This is a genomic window from Marinobacter sp. C2H3, from assembly GCF_037080155.1.
Classification (GTDB): domain Bacteria; phylum Pseudomonadota; class Gammaproteobacteria; order Pseudomonadales; family Oleiphilaceae; genus Marinobacter.
In genome coordinates this window covers 807,177-820,859 of sequence record NZ_JBBBNZ010000001.1, presented here as the reverse complement: position 1 = coordinate 820,859, position 13,683 = coordinate 807,177, and the positions used below count along the sequence as shown (strand labels likewise).

The window sequence follows — 13,683 nt, the reverse complement described above, 5'->3', positions numbered from 1 at the left end:
GCGGGTAAAGCAACCATCATCAATGGAGGAAGGCGCTATGACACAGATCCATAACGCAATCGCACAACCCCTGCCGTCCAGTATCCTCCACAACAGTACTGAGGTTCGGGCCCAGCACACCCGGGCCGCCGCCAGGCAGGCGGTGCAGTTTATCAGCCGCAAGGTTCGCCTGCTCAACCGAAAGGCCCCGGTGATTACCCCGGATATGCCGCAGGTACAGGGCGGTCACTGATCGCCCCACCACGCCTCTGATGCAACACCCATGCAGGCCGGCCGATGCCGCTGCCCGCATCCACAAACGCCGGCCATTAGCCGGCGTTTGTCATTCCGGGCCGCCGCTCGGGCCAACCTGATCATCCGCCCTGTTACCACGGGGTCCGGACCGGCATACTGACGGGCTCTTACACGACCGTCATCGAAAGGATGCGACCATGCCAGAACTCGTCCTGTTTCACTACGACCTCTCACCCTTCTCAGAGAAGGTCCGCGCCATGCTGGGCTATGCCGGCCTGGACTGGTATTCCGCCAAAGTGTCCGAGATGCCGCCACGCCCGGTGCTGGATCTGCTGACCGGGGGGTATCGCAAGATTCCGGTGGCGCAGATTGGCGCCGATGTGTACTGCGATACCCGCACCATTGCCCGGCAGATTGCCCGCCTCGGCAACTGCCCGTCGCTGATACTGGAAGACCAGCCGGAGGACGTACAGGCCTTTGTCGCCCGGACAGACCTGGACATCTTCCTGGCCTGCGTGATCGCCGCCAGCGACCTGAAGATGCTGCGATCGCTGGTGCGCCAGACATCCCTGCTGCATACCCTGAAGTTTCTCAAGGACCGCATCACCATGGGCCGCAAGGCGCGAGTTCGGCCGGTGCGAGGCCCCGAGGCCAAGCAGACCGTCCTGAACCATATGGCCGATATGGAGCAGCGCCTGACGGAGGATTTCCTGTTCGGTGCCACTCCCTGCATCGCGGACTTTTCCGCTTACCACGGCCTGTGGTTCGTGTGTGATCTCGCGGGCAAACCGTGGCTTCGGGACTATCCGAAAGTGGCGTCATGGATGGCGCGCATGCGGGCGTTTGGCCACGGCCAGCCCACCGAACTGACCGCGGAAGCCGCCCTGGAGATGGCTCGCAGCGCCCAGCCGGTGGCGTTGCCGGACGCCGATGGCAAGGCTGAGGGGATCGGCCGGACGGTGGTTGTCGCGCCCACGGACTATGGGCTGGACCCGGTGCGAGGCCGCCTGGTGTATGAAGGACCGAACGAACGCATACTCGCCCGGGAAACGCCGGAAACCGGCCTGGTGCACGTGCACTTCCCGGTACAGGGGTTCTCCGTGAGCTAACGGCGGAAGCGGGTTTCCAGCACCACCGCCGAGTTGGTGCGCTCGACGCCCTCAAGATTGCCGATGGCGTCGAGTACCTGGCTCAGGGCCTCCAGCGAGGAGGCCTGCACAATGGCAATCAGATCGTACTCACCGCTCACCGAAAACAGCTGGCTCACCTCCCGGATCCGCTCGAGGGCCAGATAGGTTCGCTCCGTCAGTTTCTGGACCACTTTGATAGAGACGTGGGCCTCCACCTGCCCGGCCAGGTAGTCGCCACCCAGCGCCACCCGGTAGCCCTGAATCACCCCGGTCTGCTCCAGCCTGGCCAGGCGGTTCTGCACCGTCGAGCGGGACACGTGTAACGCTCTGGCCAGCTCGGTCACGCTGGCCCGGGCATTCTCCCGCAGCAGCGCCAGCAGTCGTTCATCCGTCGGATGCGGCATATTGCCACCTCAATCTGTCATTTTGATTAAATTCTAGCGCATTTCGTGCATTCTGAAACTGCAATCTGATCAAACCCCGACGCATACTGGCGCCAGACCCTTTCGAACCACCGCCAGAGGACCGGGCCATGCTGATCCGACCCGTCGAACCCCGCGACCTGGACGCGCTCTACGACATTGCCGTGGAGTCCGGCCCGGGCTTTACCTCGCTGATGCCCGACCGGGGCGCGCTCGCCGCCAAGGTTGCCCATGCCCAGGACAGCCTTGCCCGGCCGGTGGGCCAGCCGGCTGACGAGCACTACCTGTTCGTGCTGGAAGACCCGGACACGGGAGCGGTGATTGGCACCACCGCCATCGAAGCGGCGGCCGGACACCGGCGCCCGCTCAGCCACTTCCACCGCCGCAGCCGCGCCTCCCGCCCGGGTGAGGACGCCCTCGTGCGGGGTACCCGTTACACCGGCTGCACCGAAATCTGCTCCCTGTACCTGCGGCCCGCATTTCGCCATGGCCACGCCGGCCGCCTGCTGTCCCGGGTGCGCTTCCTGTTCATGGCCCAGCACCCCGAGCGGTTTGCCACGACGGTGATTGCGGAAATGCGCGGTGTGTCAGACGATCAGGGACGTTCGCCGTTCTGGGACTGGCTGCGGCCGCAGGTCGCGGATCTGAGTTTTGCCGAGGTCACCCGCCTGTCCGACGACGCGCTGATTGCGCTGTTGCGGGACCGGATGCCCGCCGGCCCGCTGCCCATCCGGTTCATGACCGCCGGCGCCCAGGCGGTGATTGGCCAGGTGCACCCCCAGACCCGACCGGCGCTGCACCTGCTGGAGCAGGAAGGTTTCCGGTTCCGGGGCTACGTGGACCTGTTCGACGCTGGCCCCACGGTGGAGGCCCCGCTGGCCGGCATCCGCAGCGTCCGCCACAGCCGCCCGATGGCGATCACCGCGACCGGGGGCCAACCCGGACACGGGGCCGGCGCCGATCAACCGGTGGTGGTGGCCAATACCTCTGTCACGGAATTCCGCGCGCTGATCACCCATCAGCGTGCCGACGACCTGGCCCGTGGCCGGCTTGTCCTGGCGCCGTCTGTCCTCGCCCGGCTCGGCCTGGCGGACAGCAGAACCGCCTGGGCGCTGCCCATCGGCCCGGCCCGACCAGCCACCCGACACACGATCGCCGGAGGAGACCACCGCCATGCGCAATGACCTCAACCACCTGTTCGACCAGCTCTGGCAACAATACCGGGCCGCAACCCCATCCGCCGACCGTATCCATCGCCTGTTGGCGGCGCGGGAGCCTGCCCCCATCGTCAACGACCACATTGCCCTGCGCACCTTCAATGTGGCCCCGGTCGGCCTTGATGCCATCGCCCAACGGTTTCTTGAGCTCGGTTACCGCCCCGGCCAGGAGTACCATTTTGAGGCCAAGAAGCTGTTCGCGCGCCATTACGAGCACCCGGACGACAACGCCCCGAAGGTGTTCATTTCCGAGCTGTTGGTCGAACAGATGCCGACGGACATCCAGGCGCTGATTCATCAACTGGTGGACCAGGTTGCACCGGCCATGGTCAACCGTCCGGACTTTCTCTACGGCGGCCGGCCCTGGGGCCTCAGCTACGGGACCTACCGGGCCCTGGCAACGGCCAGCGAGTACGCCGGCTGGCTGGCCGCCTGGGGCTACCGGGCCAACCACTTCACGGTGAGCATCAATCGGCTGACGTCGGTATCCTCCGTGGCGGAAATGAACGCCTTGCTCAAGGACGCCGGCTTTGCCGTGAACACATCCGGAGGTGAGGTCAAAGGCTCGCCGGCGGAGCTGCTCGAGCAATCCGCCACCCTCGCCGACCGGGCCACGGTGACGTTCTCGGACCGCAGCGCGGACATCCCCGGATGCTTCTACGAGTTCGCCCTTCGCTACCCGGATTCGTCCGGCCGGCTGTACCCCGGATTCGTGGCGGCCTCCGCCGATCGCATCTTCGAAAGCACCTTCGAGCAGCCTGCCGCAAAGCACCGGGCGTAAGCGGACGCCCACTTACGTTCGGTTACGCACGGAAAACGTTTTACAACGGTGGCGCCCGCGGGCTTTGACTAAGGTCTAGGAGGGAACAACAACAACGCCGCAACGGAAGGCTAACGGACCTGCGTTGCGTGGGAGGCCGTATGTCCGCATCTGTTGAACAACTCGAGGCCCGTCTTCTGGACGGCGCCGACACATTGACCGACATCATCCCCAGCGCCATTACGCTGGCCATGATGCTCCGCCATCGGAACCTGGCGGCCTGGCTGCGGTCGGAATTTGACGGATACCCGGATTCCGACAAGGTGCCCGATTACCGGCGCCAGTGCCCCGGTCATATCGTGGCCCGGTCTCCCCAGTACGGCTGGATTGCCGCACCGATCAGCGAGGAGCAGAAAGCCGAGTTCGGCCATCTGGACCTGACCGATGGCATCAAGGCCCTGGAAAGCGCCTGCCAGGGCCTGAAGAAAGGGAGCAGCCAGCGGGTCACCCTGGAGCCGGAACAGATGGCTGCCCTCAAGGCCGGCCTGAAGCTGAACGCGGACCTTGCCATATCCCTGAGCCGGCAGACCTACAGTGAATTACTGCGCACCGTGCGCGGGGCCCTGTTGCTCTGGGCCAGGGACCTCCGGGCCAAGGGCATCGCAGGCGAGCACACCCATTACGAGAAGGACGAGCGCCAGACGGTGGCCGCCCTGGACACGCCGGACCATTACTGGCAGCAGGCCTGGCACCAGCTGGACGCCCTCGGCGTGCCCGACGTGCGGGAGGTCGGCCTGCTCGGCCGCTTCTTCGGCAAGGCCGTTTGACCCGCCGGGCGGCAACGCCCGGCGCGCCCCATCAGAATACCCGGGCAGTGCGGCCGATTGGAGCGCCGCGCTGCCCGCTGTCGTGACCCCGCCCGGGCCCTGCCCTATCCCTCACAAAAAGATGCACAAAAACACTGGAGATTGGCTTACGCCTGCCGATACTCAGTTGCTCACCAATAACGATAAGCCGGCTAACGGAAAACCCACCGGAGGAACCCATGGCGCTGTCCTGGAAGCAGAAATTCTATTTACTCATTGGCGCCACCTTTGTGGGGCTGGCGGTGGTTCTGCTCTCCGCCCTGAGCGGCCTGGACAAAGTCTCCAGCGCTTACGAGGCGCGAGGAGCGGCCACCAGCTACGAATCCGCCTCCCTTGGCCTGCTGAACGACTGGCTGGTGTCTGAGCGCCTCGCCGAAGAGCTGGATGCCAGTGGCGTGGACGCCTACCTGACCCGGCTCGATTCCCTGAACGCCCAGGCCAAATCCCTGGTCACCAGCGCCAAGGCGTTGGATGACGCCAAAATCACCGACGCCGCCGTCAAGATCCGCGACGCCGTGGCGGGCTACACCGACCTGCGCCGGCAGTGGCTCGACACCAGCCAGGTGCTCGGCCTTACCTACAACGACGGCCTGAAGGCCAAGCTCGCCGACTACGTCAACAACGGCCTGCGCCAAATCAGCATTTCCCTGTTCGACAAGGACACCAACACCCTGGCCGGCGCCTACCGGGACTACCTGGACAGCTACGACCCGGCCTACGCCAAAACCATCCATGAGACCCTGGACAAGATGATTGCCACCGTCGACGACATGGACTGGCGGGACAACGTCATCGGCGAATCCATCCTGGGGTTTGCCAACACCTTTAAAGACGTGGAAGGGGTGGTGGGCAAGCTGTCCACCCTGAAAAGCGAACTTGACCAGCGCGGCAGCGCCATCCGCGAGCTGATCACCGCCCAGGGTGAGGCCATCCGCACGGGCCTGGTGGTAAGCACCAGCGCACTGGCGGAAGACGCACGGGGCACCGCCACCGGGTTCATCGTGGTGATCGGCCTGGTGGTGCTGATCGTTCTGGTGATTACCCTGATTGCGGCCTCCCGCACCCTCGTCCGCCGGCTTGGCGACGTGGTGGGCTTGCTGCGGCAGGTGGCCGCCGGCGACCTGAGTCAGAGGCTGACCCCGGGCAAAAACCCCAAGGACGAGTTCAACCAGCTTGGCCAGGCCGCCAACCAGATGCTCGACGACGTCTCCCGGGTAATCGGCCAGGTGCTCGACGGCAACCGCACGATGGCGGAGCTGCAGGGCGAGCTGAACCAGCTGATCGGCCGCATGGGCCACAACAGTGAACAGATTGAAGAAGAAACCGAGCAGACCGCCACCGCCGTGCAGGAAATCGCCCACACGGCGGTGGACATTGCCCAGTACACCCAGTCGGTGAACGATGCCGCCCAGAACGCCAACAGCGCCGCCCAGGATGGCGCCCGGGTGATCCGCCGCAGCTCCGAGAGCATGACATCCCTGGTGGAACGCATTCAGCAGACCCACGATCAGATCGGCCAGCTCAGCAAAGTGGGCGAGAAAGTGAACTCCATCGTCGGCGTGATCAACGGCCTGGCGGAACAGACCAACCTGCTGGCCCTGAACGCCGCTATCGAAGCCGCACGGGCCGGCGAGGCAGGCCGGGGCTTCTCGGTGGTGGCGGACGAAGTTCGCTCGCTGGCGGAGAAAACCGTCTCCGCCACCAACGGCATCGCCGAGATCGTGAACTCCCTGAACAAGGAAACCGGCGCCATCACCCGGCTGATGGAAGAAGGCCTGGCCGCAGCGGACGAAGGCGAGAAGAGCGCCGGTGAGGCCGCCGGTGCCATCGACCAGATCAGCCAGGCCATCGACCGGCTGGCCAGCGACATGAGCCAGGTGGTCTCGTCCATTGAAGGCATTTCCACCACCACCGAGGAAATCGCCCAGAAGGTAGAGCAGATCCACGGCCACACCCGGGAAACCGCGGACATCCGCCAGCACCTGGATGCCCACGTGGAGCGCCTGTCACGGCAGACCGAGTCCCTCACCGAGTCGTCCAGCCGCTTCCGACTGTAACCGCCGGCGGTGCCTGCGTTCCAGACGCGGCGCCGCTTGCCGGGCTCTCTTAGTCGGAGTAGCATCACCAATACTGTACATTTAAACAGTATTGGTGATCCCATGAAGACCCGCGCCACCGACCGCAACCCCGCCAACCGCTGCCAGCCGATCGCCACCGACCGGGTGGATGACGGCTGGTACCAGCCCCCGGAAGACGAGCTTTGCCCGGACAGCGTGGCCACCGAGGTGGTGGCGGAAACCGTGCGCACCATCATCAGCACCAACCAGTCCCCGGATGTGCCCTTCGACCAGTCCATTAACCCCTACCGGGGCTGCGAGCACGGCTGCATCTACTGTTTCGCCCGGCCCACCCACGCCTACTGGGATCTCTCCCCGGGGCTGGATTTCGAGACCCGGCTGATCGCCAAGCCGAACGCCGCCGCCCGGCTGCGGGAGGCGTTCGACCGGCCGGGCTATGTGCCAAAGCCCATTGCCCTCGGCGTCAACACCGACGCTTACCAGCCGATCGAGCGGGAGTACCGCATCACCCGCTCACTGCTGGAGGTGATGGCAGACTACCGACACCCGGTTTCGCTGATCACCAAGGGCGCGCTGATCCTGAGGGACCTGGACCTGCTGTCGGGCCTGGCCGCCGACGGCCTGTGCTCGGTGCGCATCAGCCTGACCACCCTGAGCAACGACCTCAAGCGGCGGATGGAGCCACGCACCGCGGCACCGGCCACCCGGCTCTCGGTGATCCGGCAGTTGCGGGAGGCGGGCGTGCCGGTGGGCATCATCCTCGGCCCGGTGATCCCCTTTATCAACGATCATGAGCTGGAGGCGATTCTGGCGGCGGCCGCGGAGGCCGGCGCCCAACGGGCCAGCTGGATTATGCTACGGTTACCTCTGGAGCTGGACGACCTGTTCCAGGACTGGCTCCAGCGCCAGTTTCCGGACCGGGCCAGCCACGTGATGAACCGGATCCGTGACCTCCGGGGCGGGCGCAGCTACGATAGTCAATTCGGCACCCGCATGACCGGCGCCGGCCCCTACGCCGAGCTGATTCGCCAGCGCTTTACCCAGCGTGCCCGCAAGCTGGGCCTGGCGCTGCATGAGGCCGAGCCCCTGCGGACCGACCGGTTCCGCCGGCCCGCCGGCGACCAGATGGCGCTCTGGTAACCCGATCCACACCCGATGAGACCGCACCATGGATGTTGTTGTTCGCCGCAGACGATGTTTGCCCGCTGCCCTGGCCATGATCCTTCTGGCCCTCGCCCTACCTTTATTGGCCAAGGCACAGACCAGCCCGGATATGGACCTGATCGACCGCTTCGACGCCCTGCAGGCGGGTTACGCCATCAGCCTGGACGGCGAAGTGCTGATTGCGCGCCAGACCCTGCGCCGGTTTTACGAGCGTGAGGGCTTCCGGCTGGTCTGGACCGACGCCGACCAGCGCCGGGCCCTTGCTGACGCCGTGCTGGCCCTGGACGGCGACGGGCTCAACCCTCAGGATTATCACGGCCCGGTGCTCGATCAGCTGGCTCAGACACCGGATGACGAACTGACCGACGGCCACCGGGCGGACCGGGATCTTCTGTTCACCGACGCCTTTCTGATGGCCGCCTCCCACCTGGCCCAGGGCAAGGTCAACCCGGAATCCATCCACGCCGAGTGGACCGCTGCCCGCCCCCAGATCGACCTGGCCGAGGCCCTGGCCCAGGCCCTGGCGAGCGGCGACCCGGCCGACGCTCTCAACCGCCTGCGCCCGAACAACGAGGACTACCATCGGCTCATGCGGGCCCGCGAGCGGTTGGCCGCGCTGGCCGACGCGCCCTGGCCAGTGCTGCCGCCCGGCCCGGCGATCAAACCTGGAAGTACCGACGAGCGACTGGTGGCCATCCGCGACCGGCTGATGGCACTGGGTGACCTCCATGCGGTCACCACCGACGCCGACGCGGGTGACCCTCTCGCCGACCCGATGGCGTACGATCTGGACCTGGAGGCCGCCGTTCGGCGCTTTCAGGCACGGCACGGGCTGGACGACGACGGCGTCATTGGCAAAGGCACACTGGCGGCGCTGAACCTGTCACCTAAGGCGCGGATTGACCAGATCGATGCTTCCCTGGAGCGCTGGCGCTGGCTGCCCGACTCCCTCGGCGAGAACTACGTGTTGGTGAACATTGCCGGCTTCAACCTGGCGCTGGTACAGGGCGGGCAGACCGTACTCGCCAGCCGGGTGATTGTCGGCCGGCCCTACCGTCAAACGCCGGTGTTTTCCGATCAGATTCGCTACCTGGTGCTCAACCCCACCTGGACGGTGCCCCGCAAGCTGATGATCCAGGACCAGCTGCCCATGATCCGAAAGGACCCGAGCTATTTTTCCCGCCTGAACATGCAGGTGTATTCCGGCTGGGGCGCCGACCGCCAGCGGGTGGACCCGCAGACCATCGACTGGGGCGCCCTGTCCAAGAACCACTTCCCGTACCAACTGGTGCAGGGCCCCGGCGCGCTCAATGCCCTGGGCCGGGTCAAGTTCATGTTCCCGAACAAATACGACGTGTACCTGCACGACACGCCGGCCCGGGAACTGTTCGGCAAATCGTCCCGGGGCTTCAGCTCTGGCTGCATCCGGGTGGAGAAGGCCGCCGAACTGGCCCAACAGCTACTGGGATGGAGCGGCGAGCAGTGGTCGGAGGCGTTGCAGGAGGCGAACACCCGCACCGTCATGCTGCCCGCACCCCTGCCGGTGCACATCCAGTACTGGACCGCCTGGGTGGACGATGCCGGGGTGATCCAGTTCCGGGACGATCTCTACGAGCGTGATCCGCGCCTGCTGCAGCAACTGCACCAGGCGCCCCGGGAGGCGGGATGAGCCAGTGCCGATGACGACCGGCAGCGCTGCGGCCGATCACCGGTTGACCCTCGCCGACGGCCGAACCTTGGCCTACACGGACACCGGCGATCCGCAGGGGTATCCGCTGGTGTTTGCCCACGGCATGCCCGGCTCCCGGCTCGAAGGCCGTCTGTTTGACGAGCAGGCCCGGCGCTACGGTTTCCGGATTCTGGCCCCGGACCGCCCCGGCATCGGCGGCTCCACTTACCAACCGGGTCGTCGCCTGCTGGATTACCCCGACGACGTGCGCCAGCTGCTGGACGCCCTGGGCCTCAACCGCTTCACCCACCTGGGTTGGTCCAGCGGCGGCTCCCGAACGGTGGCCTGCGCCTACGCCCTGGCCGACCGGATGGACCGGGGCCTGTGCCTCTCCGGCTACACCCACTTTGCCGAGTTCCCCGGCCGACAGACGCTGATTGAAGGCACCCGCTGGCCCGGGCCGCGCCTGGCCAGCCTGAGCCCGACCCTGGTGCGCTGGGCGGTACGGCTGATCGTGAGGCTGTCCCGCTGGTACCCCGGCATATACCTGCGGGAAGCCCAACAGTTGGTCAGTGACGATGACCGGCGGATACTGGCGCTGCCCGGTGTCGAGGCGGCCTTCCGGGAAGACCAGCGTCTCTGCCTGGCCAGCGGCGGCAACGCCATCGCCACGGACCTGTTGACCGAACTTGGCCACTGGGGCTTTTCTCTGGATCGGGTGCCGGCGCCCATTGAGGTCTACCAGGGTGAAGACGACCCGTTCGTCTCCCCCGATTACGCCCGGCACCTGGCGGGCGCCCTGCCCCAGGCCCGCCTGACCCTCTTACCCGGCATCGGCCACCTGTACCCCCTCGATCCGGCCTTCCAGGCCCGTCTGTTTGCCTCCCTGAATCAGGCCCTGCAGCGTGAGCGCGCGCCGGTTGTTCAAAATTTCTGACAGGCAGCGTCGATTTTCTTCGCTTTAAGCGGCGCCGGCTGGCCCCATCTAAGGTGATATTCATTCACTGACAGTGAGGACGTTCATGAGCGACGTGATGCAGTCTGTCCGGTTTTCTTCCCTGGACCTTCCCAACCGCTTTGCCCTGGCCCCCATGACCCGCACCAGCGCCGAGCCCGACGGTACCCCGAACGACCTGATGGCAGAGCAGTATGAAGGCTATGCCAGGGGCGGTTTCGGCCTGATCATCACCGAGGGCACCTACACCGACAACCTGGCCAGCCAGGGCTACGCCAACCAGCCGGGCCTGACCAACGACGCCCAGGTGGCCGGATGGCGGCGCATCGTCGAGCGGGTGCACCAGGCGGGCAGCAAGATCGTCGCGCAACTGATGCACGCCGGCGCCCAGTTCCAGGCCAACCGTTTCCAGGACCACCCCCTGGCGCCAAGCGCCGTGGCCCCCAAGGGCGCGCCCCTGGGACTTTACGGCGACCAGGCCGCCTGGCAGGTGCCCACGATCATGACCGACGACGACATCCGCGCCGCCATCGACGGCTTTGCCAAAGCCGCCAGCAACGCCAAGCGGGCCGGTTTTGACGGCATCGAAATCCACGGGGCCAACGGCTACTTGCTCAACCAGTTCCTCAGCACCCATTTCAACCGTCGCGAAGACACCTGGGGCGGCAGCCTGGAGAACCGCCTCCGTTTCGTGGTGGAGGTGGTGCGTTCGGTTCGCGCCGCAGTCGGCGACGATTTCCCGGTGGGCATCCGCCTGTCCCAGGCCACGGTGACCGACCCGGACTACCAACTGCCCGAAGGTGAGGCCGGTTTCCGACGCATCGTTGAAGCCGTGCGGGATGCTGGCGCCGACTTTGTCCACACCACCGACGGCGCCGTCGACCGCCCGCACCTGGTGGACAGTGACCAGAGCCTGGCGAGCGTGGCCGCCGGCGTCGATGGGCTGGCGTTGATCGTCAACGGCGGCATCGATGAGACCAACCACATGGATATTGCGGCCCGCTTCCCCGGCGCCCTGCTGGCCGTCGGCAAAAAGGCCCTGGCCAACCCGGATTTTGTCCAGCGTCTGAAAGACGGCAAGGAAATCGCGGACCTGGACTTCGCCATGCTCCAGCCCAAGGCCACTCTCAGCAACGAGCGCGCCTGGCGCGCACGCCAGGGCGCCTGAGCCCCCCGGTCAGCCAGGCTGACTTCTGCAAGGCAACGTTCGGAGCCGGCCCCTGGCCGGCTCCGTCGCTTCTCCCGTCACCTCATGCTTTCCGCCGACACCTGCTATCCTCTGGAATTCGCCGTCTAAGGAGCCCGCATGTCCCCAGATGTCAGTATTGTTTGGCTCGGCGCGCTCGCCAGCCTGGCCGCTGGCCTGGCCACCGGCATTGGCGCCCTGACCGTGTTTTTTGTTCGCGCGCCTTCGCATAAGCTACAGGACGCGCTGCTGGCGGGCGCCGCCGGCGTCATGCTCGCGGCGTCGTTTTTCTCCCTGATCCAGCCGGGGCTGGACTACGGCCAGACCATCACCGGCCATCTCTGGATCGCCTCGCTGATTGTGATCACCGGGTTGATGTGTGGGGGCGGCGCGCTGTACTACATTCACCAGCGCCTGCCCCACGAACACTTTGAACTGGGTCGCGAGGGGCCGGACGCCTCCCGTCTGCGGCGCATCTGGCTGTTCGTCATCGCCATCACCCTGCACAACTTCCCGGAAGGCATGGCCGTGGGCGTGGGTTTTGCTGGTGGCGACGTCAAGAACGGGTACATCCTGGCCACCGGCATCGGCCTGCAGAACATCCCCGAGGGCATGGCGGTGGCGTTCTCGCTGATGGCGGTGAACTATTCCCGAACCCGCTCGTTCCTGATCGGGCTGCTGTCCGGCCTGGCCGAACCCGTCGGCGGCGTGTTGGGGGCCACCCTGGTGTGGCTGGCAGAGCCGGCCATGCCCTGGACCCTGGGCTTTGCCGCCGGCGCCATGCTGTTCATCATCAGCAACGAGATCATTCCGGAAACCCATCACCGGGAATGGAAGATTCTTTCCACCTTCTGCCTGATGGCCGGCTTCTCCCTGATGATGTTTCTGGACACGACCCTGGGCTGACGACCGCCCGCCTAGAGCCCGTTCCAGACCCGGCCCAGCGCCTGCCGGGCTTCGGCAATGGCGGGCTCGCCGGCCCGGTCCCGACGCCAGATAAAGCTCAGGGCGCAGGGCAGCCGCACGCCGGGCACAATCACCAGGCCCCGCTCCTGCTGCTCGGCCATGGCCAGGGCGTCCCGGGCCAGGCTCAGACCAACGCCGGCCCTCACCAGATCCAGCATGCAGGCCTCCTGATCCACCTCCGCAACGCCCAGGGGCTCCAGCCCCAGGGGCGCCAGAGTGGCATCCAGCAAGCGGTGATGCACCGAGTTTTCCGGCGTCACCACCCAGGGCAACCGGGCCAGGCCGGCCCAGTCCAGACCCGCCACCCGGGCCTGCCAGCCCGGCGGCGCCACCACGTAGTACTCAAACCGGGTCAGCTCGCAGTGGTCCACGATGTCTGCAAATGCGCCGGCCCCCTCCCCGGGCGCCGCCAGGAAGAACCCCACGTCGAGCGAATCGTCCCGCACCTGGGACAGCACGCTGCCACTCATGTTCTGGCGCAGCTCGGTTTCCAGTTGCGGCGCCCGCTCCACCAGCCGGTGCAGGAACGCCCCGAGGCGGATGAACTCCGGGTCCACGATGGTGCCAATACGCAACCGCCCGTGCACCGTGCTGTGCAGCGCCCGGGCGCTCTGTTCGAATGCGGACAGCGCCGAGAGCGCATGTTCCGCCGCAGGCAGCAGCGCCTGACCGTCGGCGGTCAGCGACAGGCCCTGGGGATGGCGCTGAAACAGCGTCAGCTCCAGGCTTGATTGCAGCTGTTTGAGTTTGAGACTGACCGCGGGCTGGGTCAGGTGCAGCCGTTCGGCGGCCCGGGACACGCTGCCTTCCCGGGCAACGGTCACAAAGGCCCGCAGTTCCTGGATCGGGATCATCGGGGTGGTTTCCTGTGCGCTGGCGCAGCCGGACGTGATCGCCCGACCAATATAAGAAAACCTTATACCGACCTTTTGAAAATCTCAATTGCCGGCAGCGCCACAGCGCACTAGCCTGACCTATGAAACCAACCCCGATACGATCGGCGTCGCCGCTCCAACGCCCGCCCCGGATTCCCGCC

At 66.2% G+C, this 13,683-nt stretch carries 13 protein-coding genes; 11 read left to right on the top strand and 2 right to left on the bottom strand.

Annotated features, from left to right (window positions below; genetic code table 11):
- Positions 1-37: 37 nt before the first annotated feature.
- Both V3388_RS03605 and V3388_RS03600 read left to right on the top strand, forming a co-directional pair.
- A complete protein-coding gene (locus tag V3388_RS03605) occupies positions 38-232 on the top strand; it encodes a hypothetical protein (protein ID WP_336366149.1) in 195 nt (64 codons plus the stop codon).
- A gap of 199 nt (positions 233-431) precedes the next feature.
- Entirely contained in the window at positions 432-1,343 is a 912-nt protein-coding gene (locus tag V3388_RS03600; protein WP_336366148.1) for a glutathione S-transferase family protein, read from the top strand.
- On the opposite strand, the gene V3388_RS03595 is transcribed toward V3388_RS03600, so the two are convergent.
- Positions 1,340-1,768: an Lrp/AsnC family transcriptional regulator gene (locus V3388_RS03595; RefSeq protein ID WP_336366147.1), complete on the bottom strand. Its 429-nt coding sequence runs from the start codon at positions 1,766-1,768 to the stop codon at positions 1,340-1,342. The two genes, V3388_RS03600 and V3388_RS03595, sit on opposite strands and share 4 nt — an antisense overlap.
- A gap of 128 nt (positions 1,769-1,896) precedes the next feature.
- On the opposite strand from V3388_RS03595, the gene V3388_RS03590 reads away from it, so the two are divergent.
- The 9 genes from V3388_RS03590 (at position 1,897) to V3388_RS03550 (ending at position 12,587) form a co-directional block, all read left to right on the top strand.
- Entirely contained in the window at positions 1,897-2,970 is a 1,074-nt protein-coding gene (locus V3388_RS03590; RefSeq protein ID WP_336366146.1) for an arginine N-succinyltransferase, read from the top strand.
- Positions 2,960-3,784 (top strand): DUF1338 domain-containing protein, encoded by an 825-nt coding sequence (locus V3388_RS03585; protein ID WP_336366145.1) that lies wholly within the window; start codon positions 2,960-2,962, stop codon positions 3,782-3,784. The genes V3388_RS03590 and V3388_RS03585 overlap by 11 nt, the downstream gene beginning before the upstream one ends.
- A gap of 140 nt (positions 3,785-3,924) precedes the next feature.
- Positions 3,925-4,590 carry an AbiTii domain-containing protein gene (locus tag V3388_RS03580; protein ID WP_336366144.1) on the top strand — a complete coding sequence of 222 codons (666 nt, stop codon included), beginning with the start codon at positions 3,925-3,927 and terminating at the stop codon, positions 4,588-4,590.
- Positions 4,591-4,808: 218 nt separating this feature from the next.
- A complete protein-coding gene (locus V3388_RS03575; RefSeq protein WP_336366143.1) occupies positions 4,809-6,686 on the top strand; it encodes a methyl-accepting chemotaxis protein in 1,878 nt (625 codons plus the stop codon).
- A gap of 102 nt (positions 6,687-6,788) precedes the next feature.
- Positions 6,789-7,847 (top strand): PA0069 family radical SAM protein, encoded by a 1,059-nt coding sequence (locus tag V3388_RS03570; protein WP_336366142.1) that lies wholly within the window; start codon positions 6,789-6,791, stop codon positions 7,845-7,847.
- 28 nt (positions 7,848-7,875) lie between these two features.
- The gene (locus V3388_RS03565; protein ID WP_336366141.1) at positions 7,876-9,540 is read left to right on the top strand and encodes a L,D-transpeptidase family protein; all 1,665 of its coding nucleotides are present in this window, start codon (positions 7,876-7,878) and stop codon (positions 9,538-9,540) included.
- Positions 9,541-9,550: 10 nt separating this feature from the next.
- On the top strand, positions 9,551-10,477 hold the full coding sequence (locus tag V3388_RS03560; protein WP_336366459.1) for an alpha/beta fold hydrolase: 927 nt from the start codon (positions 9,551-9,553) through the stop codon (positions 10,475-10,477).
- An 85-nt stretch (positions 10,478-10,562) separates the two neighbouring features.
- Positions 10,563-11,663: an NADH:flavin oxidoreductase gene (locus V3388_RS03555; protein WP_336366140.1), complete on the top strand. Its 1,101-nt coding sequence runs from the start codon at positions 10,563-10,565 to the stop codon at positions 11,661-11,663.
- A 138-nt stretch (positions 11,664-11,801) separates the two neighbouring features.
- On the top strand, positions 11,802-12,587 hold the full coding sequence (locus V3388_RS03550) for a ZIP family metal transporter (protein ID WP_336366139.1): 786 nt from the start codon (positions 11,802-11,804) through the stop codon (positions 12,585-12,587).
- A gap of 11 nt (positions 12,588-12,598) precedes the next feature.
- Here the strand turns inward: V3388_RS03550 and V3388_RS03545 are convergent, their stop codons facing one another.
- A complete protein-coding gene (locus V3388_RS03545; protein WP_336366138.1) occupies positions 12,599-13,501 on the bottom strand; it encodes a LysR family transcriptional regulator in 903 nt (300 codons plus the stop codon).
- Positions 13,502-13,683 lie beyond the last annotated feature (182 nt).

Excerpts from the sequence above, each read along its gene's own strand:
- V3388_RS03605 (WP_336366149.1), top strand. The coding sequence starts at position 38 with ATGACACAGATCCATAACGCAATCGCACAACCCCTGCCGTCCAGTATC.
- V3388_RS03600 (WP_336366148.1), top strand. The coding sequence starts at position 432 with ATGCCAGAACTCGTCCTGTTTCACTACGACCTCTCACCCTTCTCAGAG.
- V3388_RS03595 (WP_336366147.1), bottom strand. The coding sequence starts at position 1,768 with ATGCCGCATCCGACGGATGAACGACTGCTGGCGCTGCTGCGGGAGAAT.
- V3388_RS03590 (WP_336366146.1), top strand. The coding sequence starts at position 1,897 with ATGCTGATCCGACCCGTCGAACCCCGCGACCTGGACGCGCTCTACGAC.
- V3388_RS03585 (WP_336366145.1), top strand. The coding sequence starts at position 2,960 with ATGCGCAATGACCTCAACCACCTGTTCGACCAGCTCTGGCAACAATAC.
- V3388_RS03580 (WP_336366144.1), top strand. The coding sequence starts at position 3,925 with ATGTCCGCATCTGTTGAACAACTCGAGGCCCGTCTTCTGGACGGCGCC.
- V3388_RS03575 (WP_336366143.1), top strand. The coding sequence starts at position 4,809 with ATGGCGCTGTCCTGGAAGCAGAAATTCTATTTACTCATTGGCGCCACC.
- V3388_RS03570 (WP_336366142.1), top strand. The coding sequence starts at position 6,789 with ATGAAGACCCGCGCCACCGACCGCAACCCCGCCAACCGCTGCCAGCCG.
- V3388_RS03565 (WP_336366141.1), top strand. The coding sequence starts at position 7,876 with ATGGATGTTGTTGTTCGCCGCAGACGATGTTTGCCCGCTGCCCTGGCC.
- V3388_RS03560 (WP_336366459.1), top strand. The coding sequence starts at position 9,551 with ATGACGACCGGCAGCGCTGCGGCCGATCACCGGTTGACCCTCGCCGAC.
- V3388_RS03555 (WP_336366140.1), top strand. The coding sequence starts at position 10,563 with ATGAGCGACGTGATGCAGTCTGTCCGGTTTTCTTCCCTGGACCTTCCC.
- V3388_RS03550 (WP_336366139.1), top strand. The coding sequence starts at position 11,802 with ATGTCCCCAGATGTCAGTATTGTTTGGCTCGGCGCGCTCGCCAGCCTG.
- V3388_RS03545 (WP_336366138.1), bottom strand. The coding sequence starts at position 13,501 with ATGATCCCGATCCAGGAACTGCGGGCCTTTGTGACCGTTGCCCGGGAA.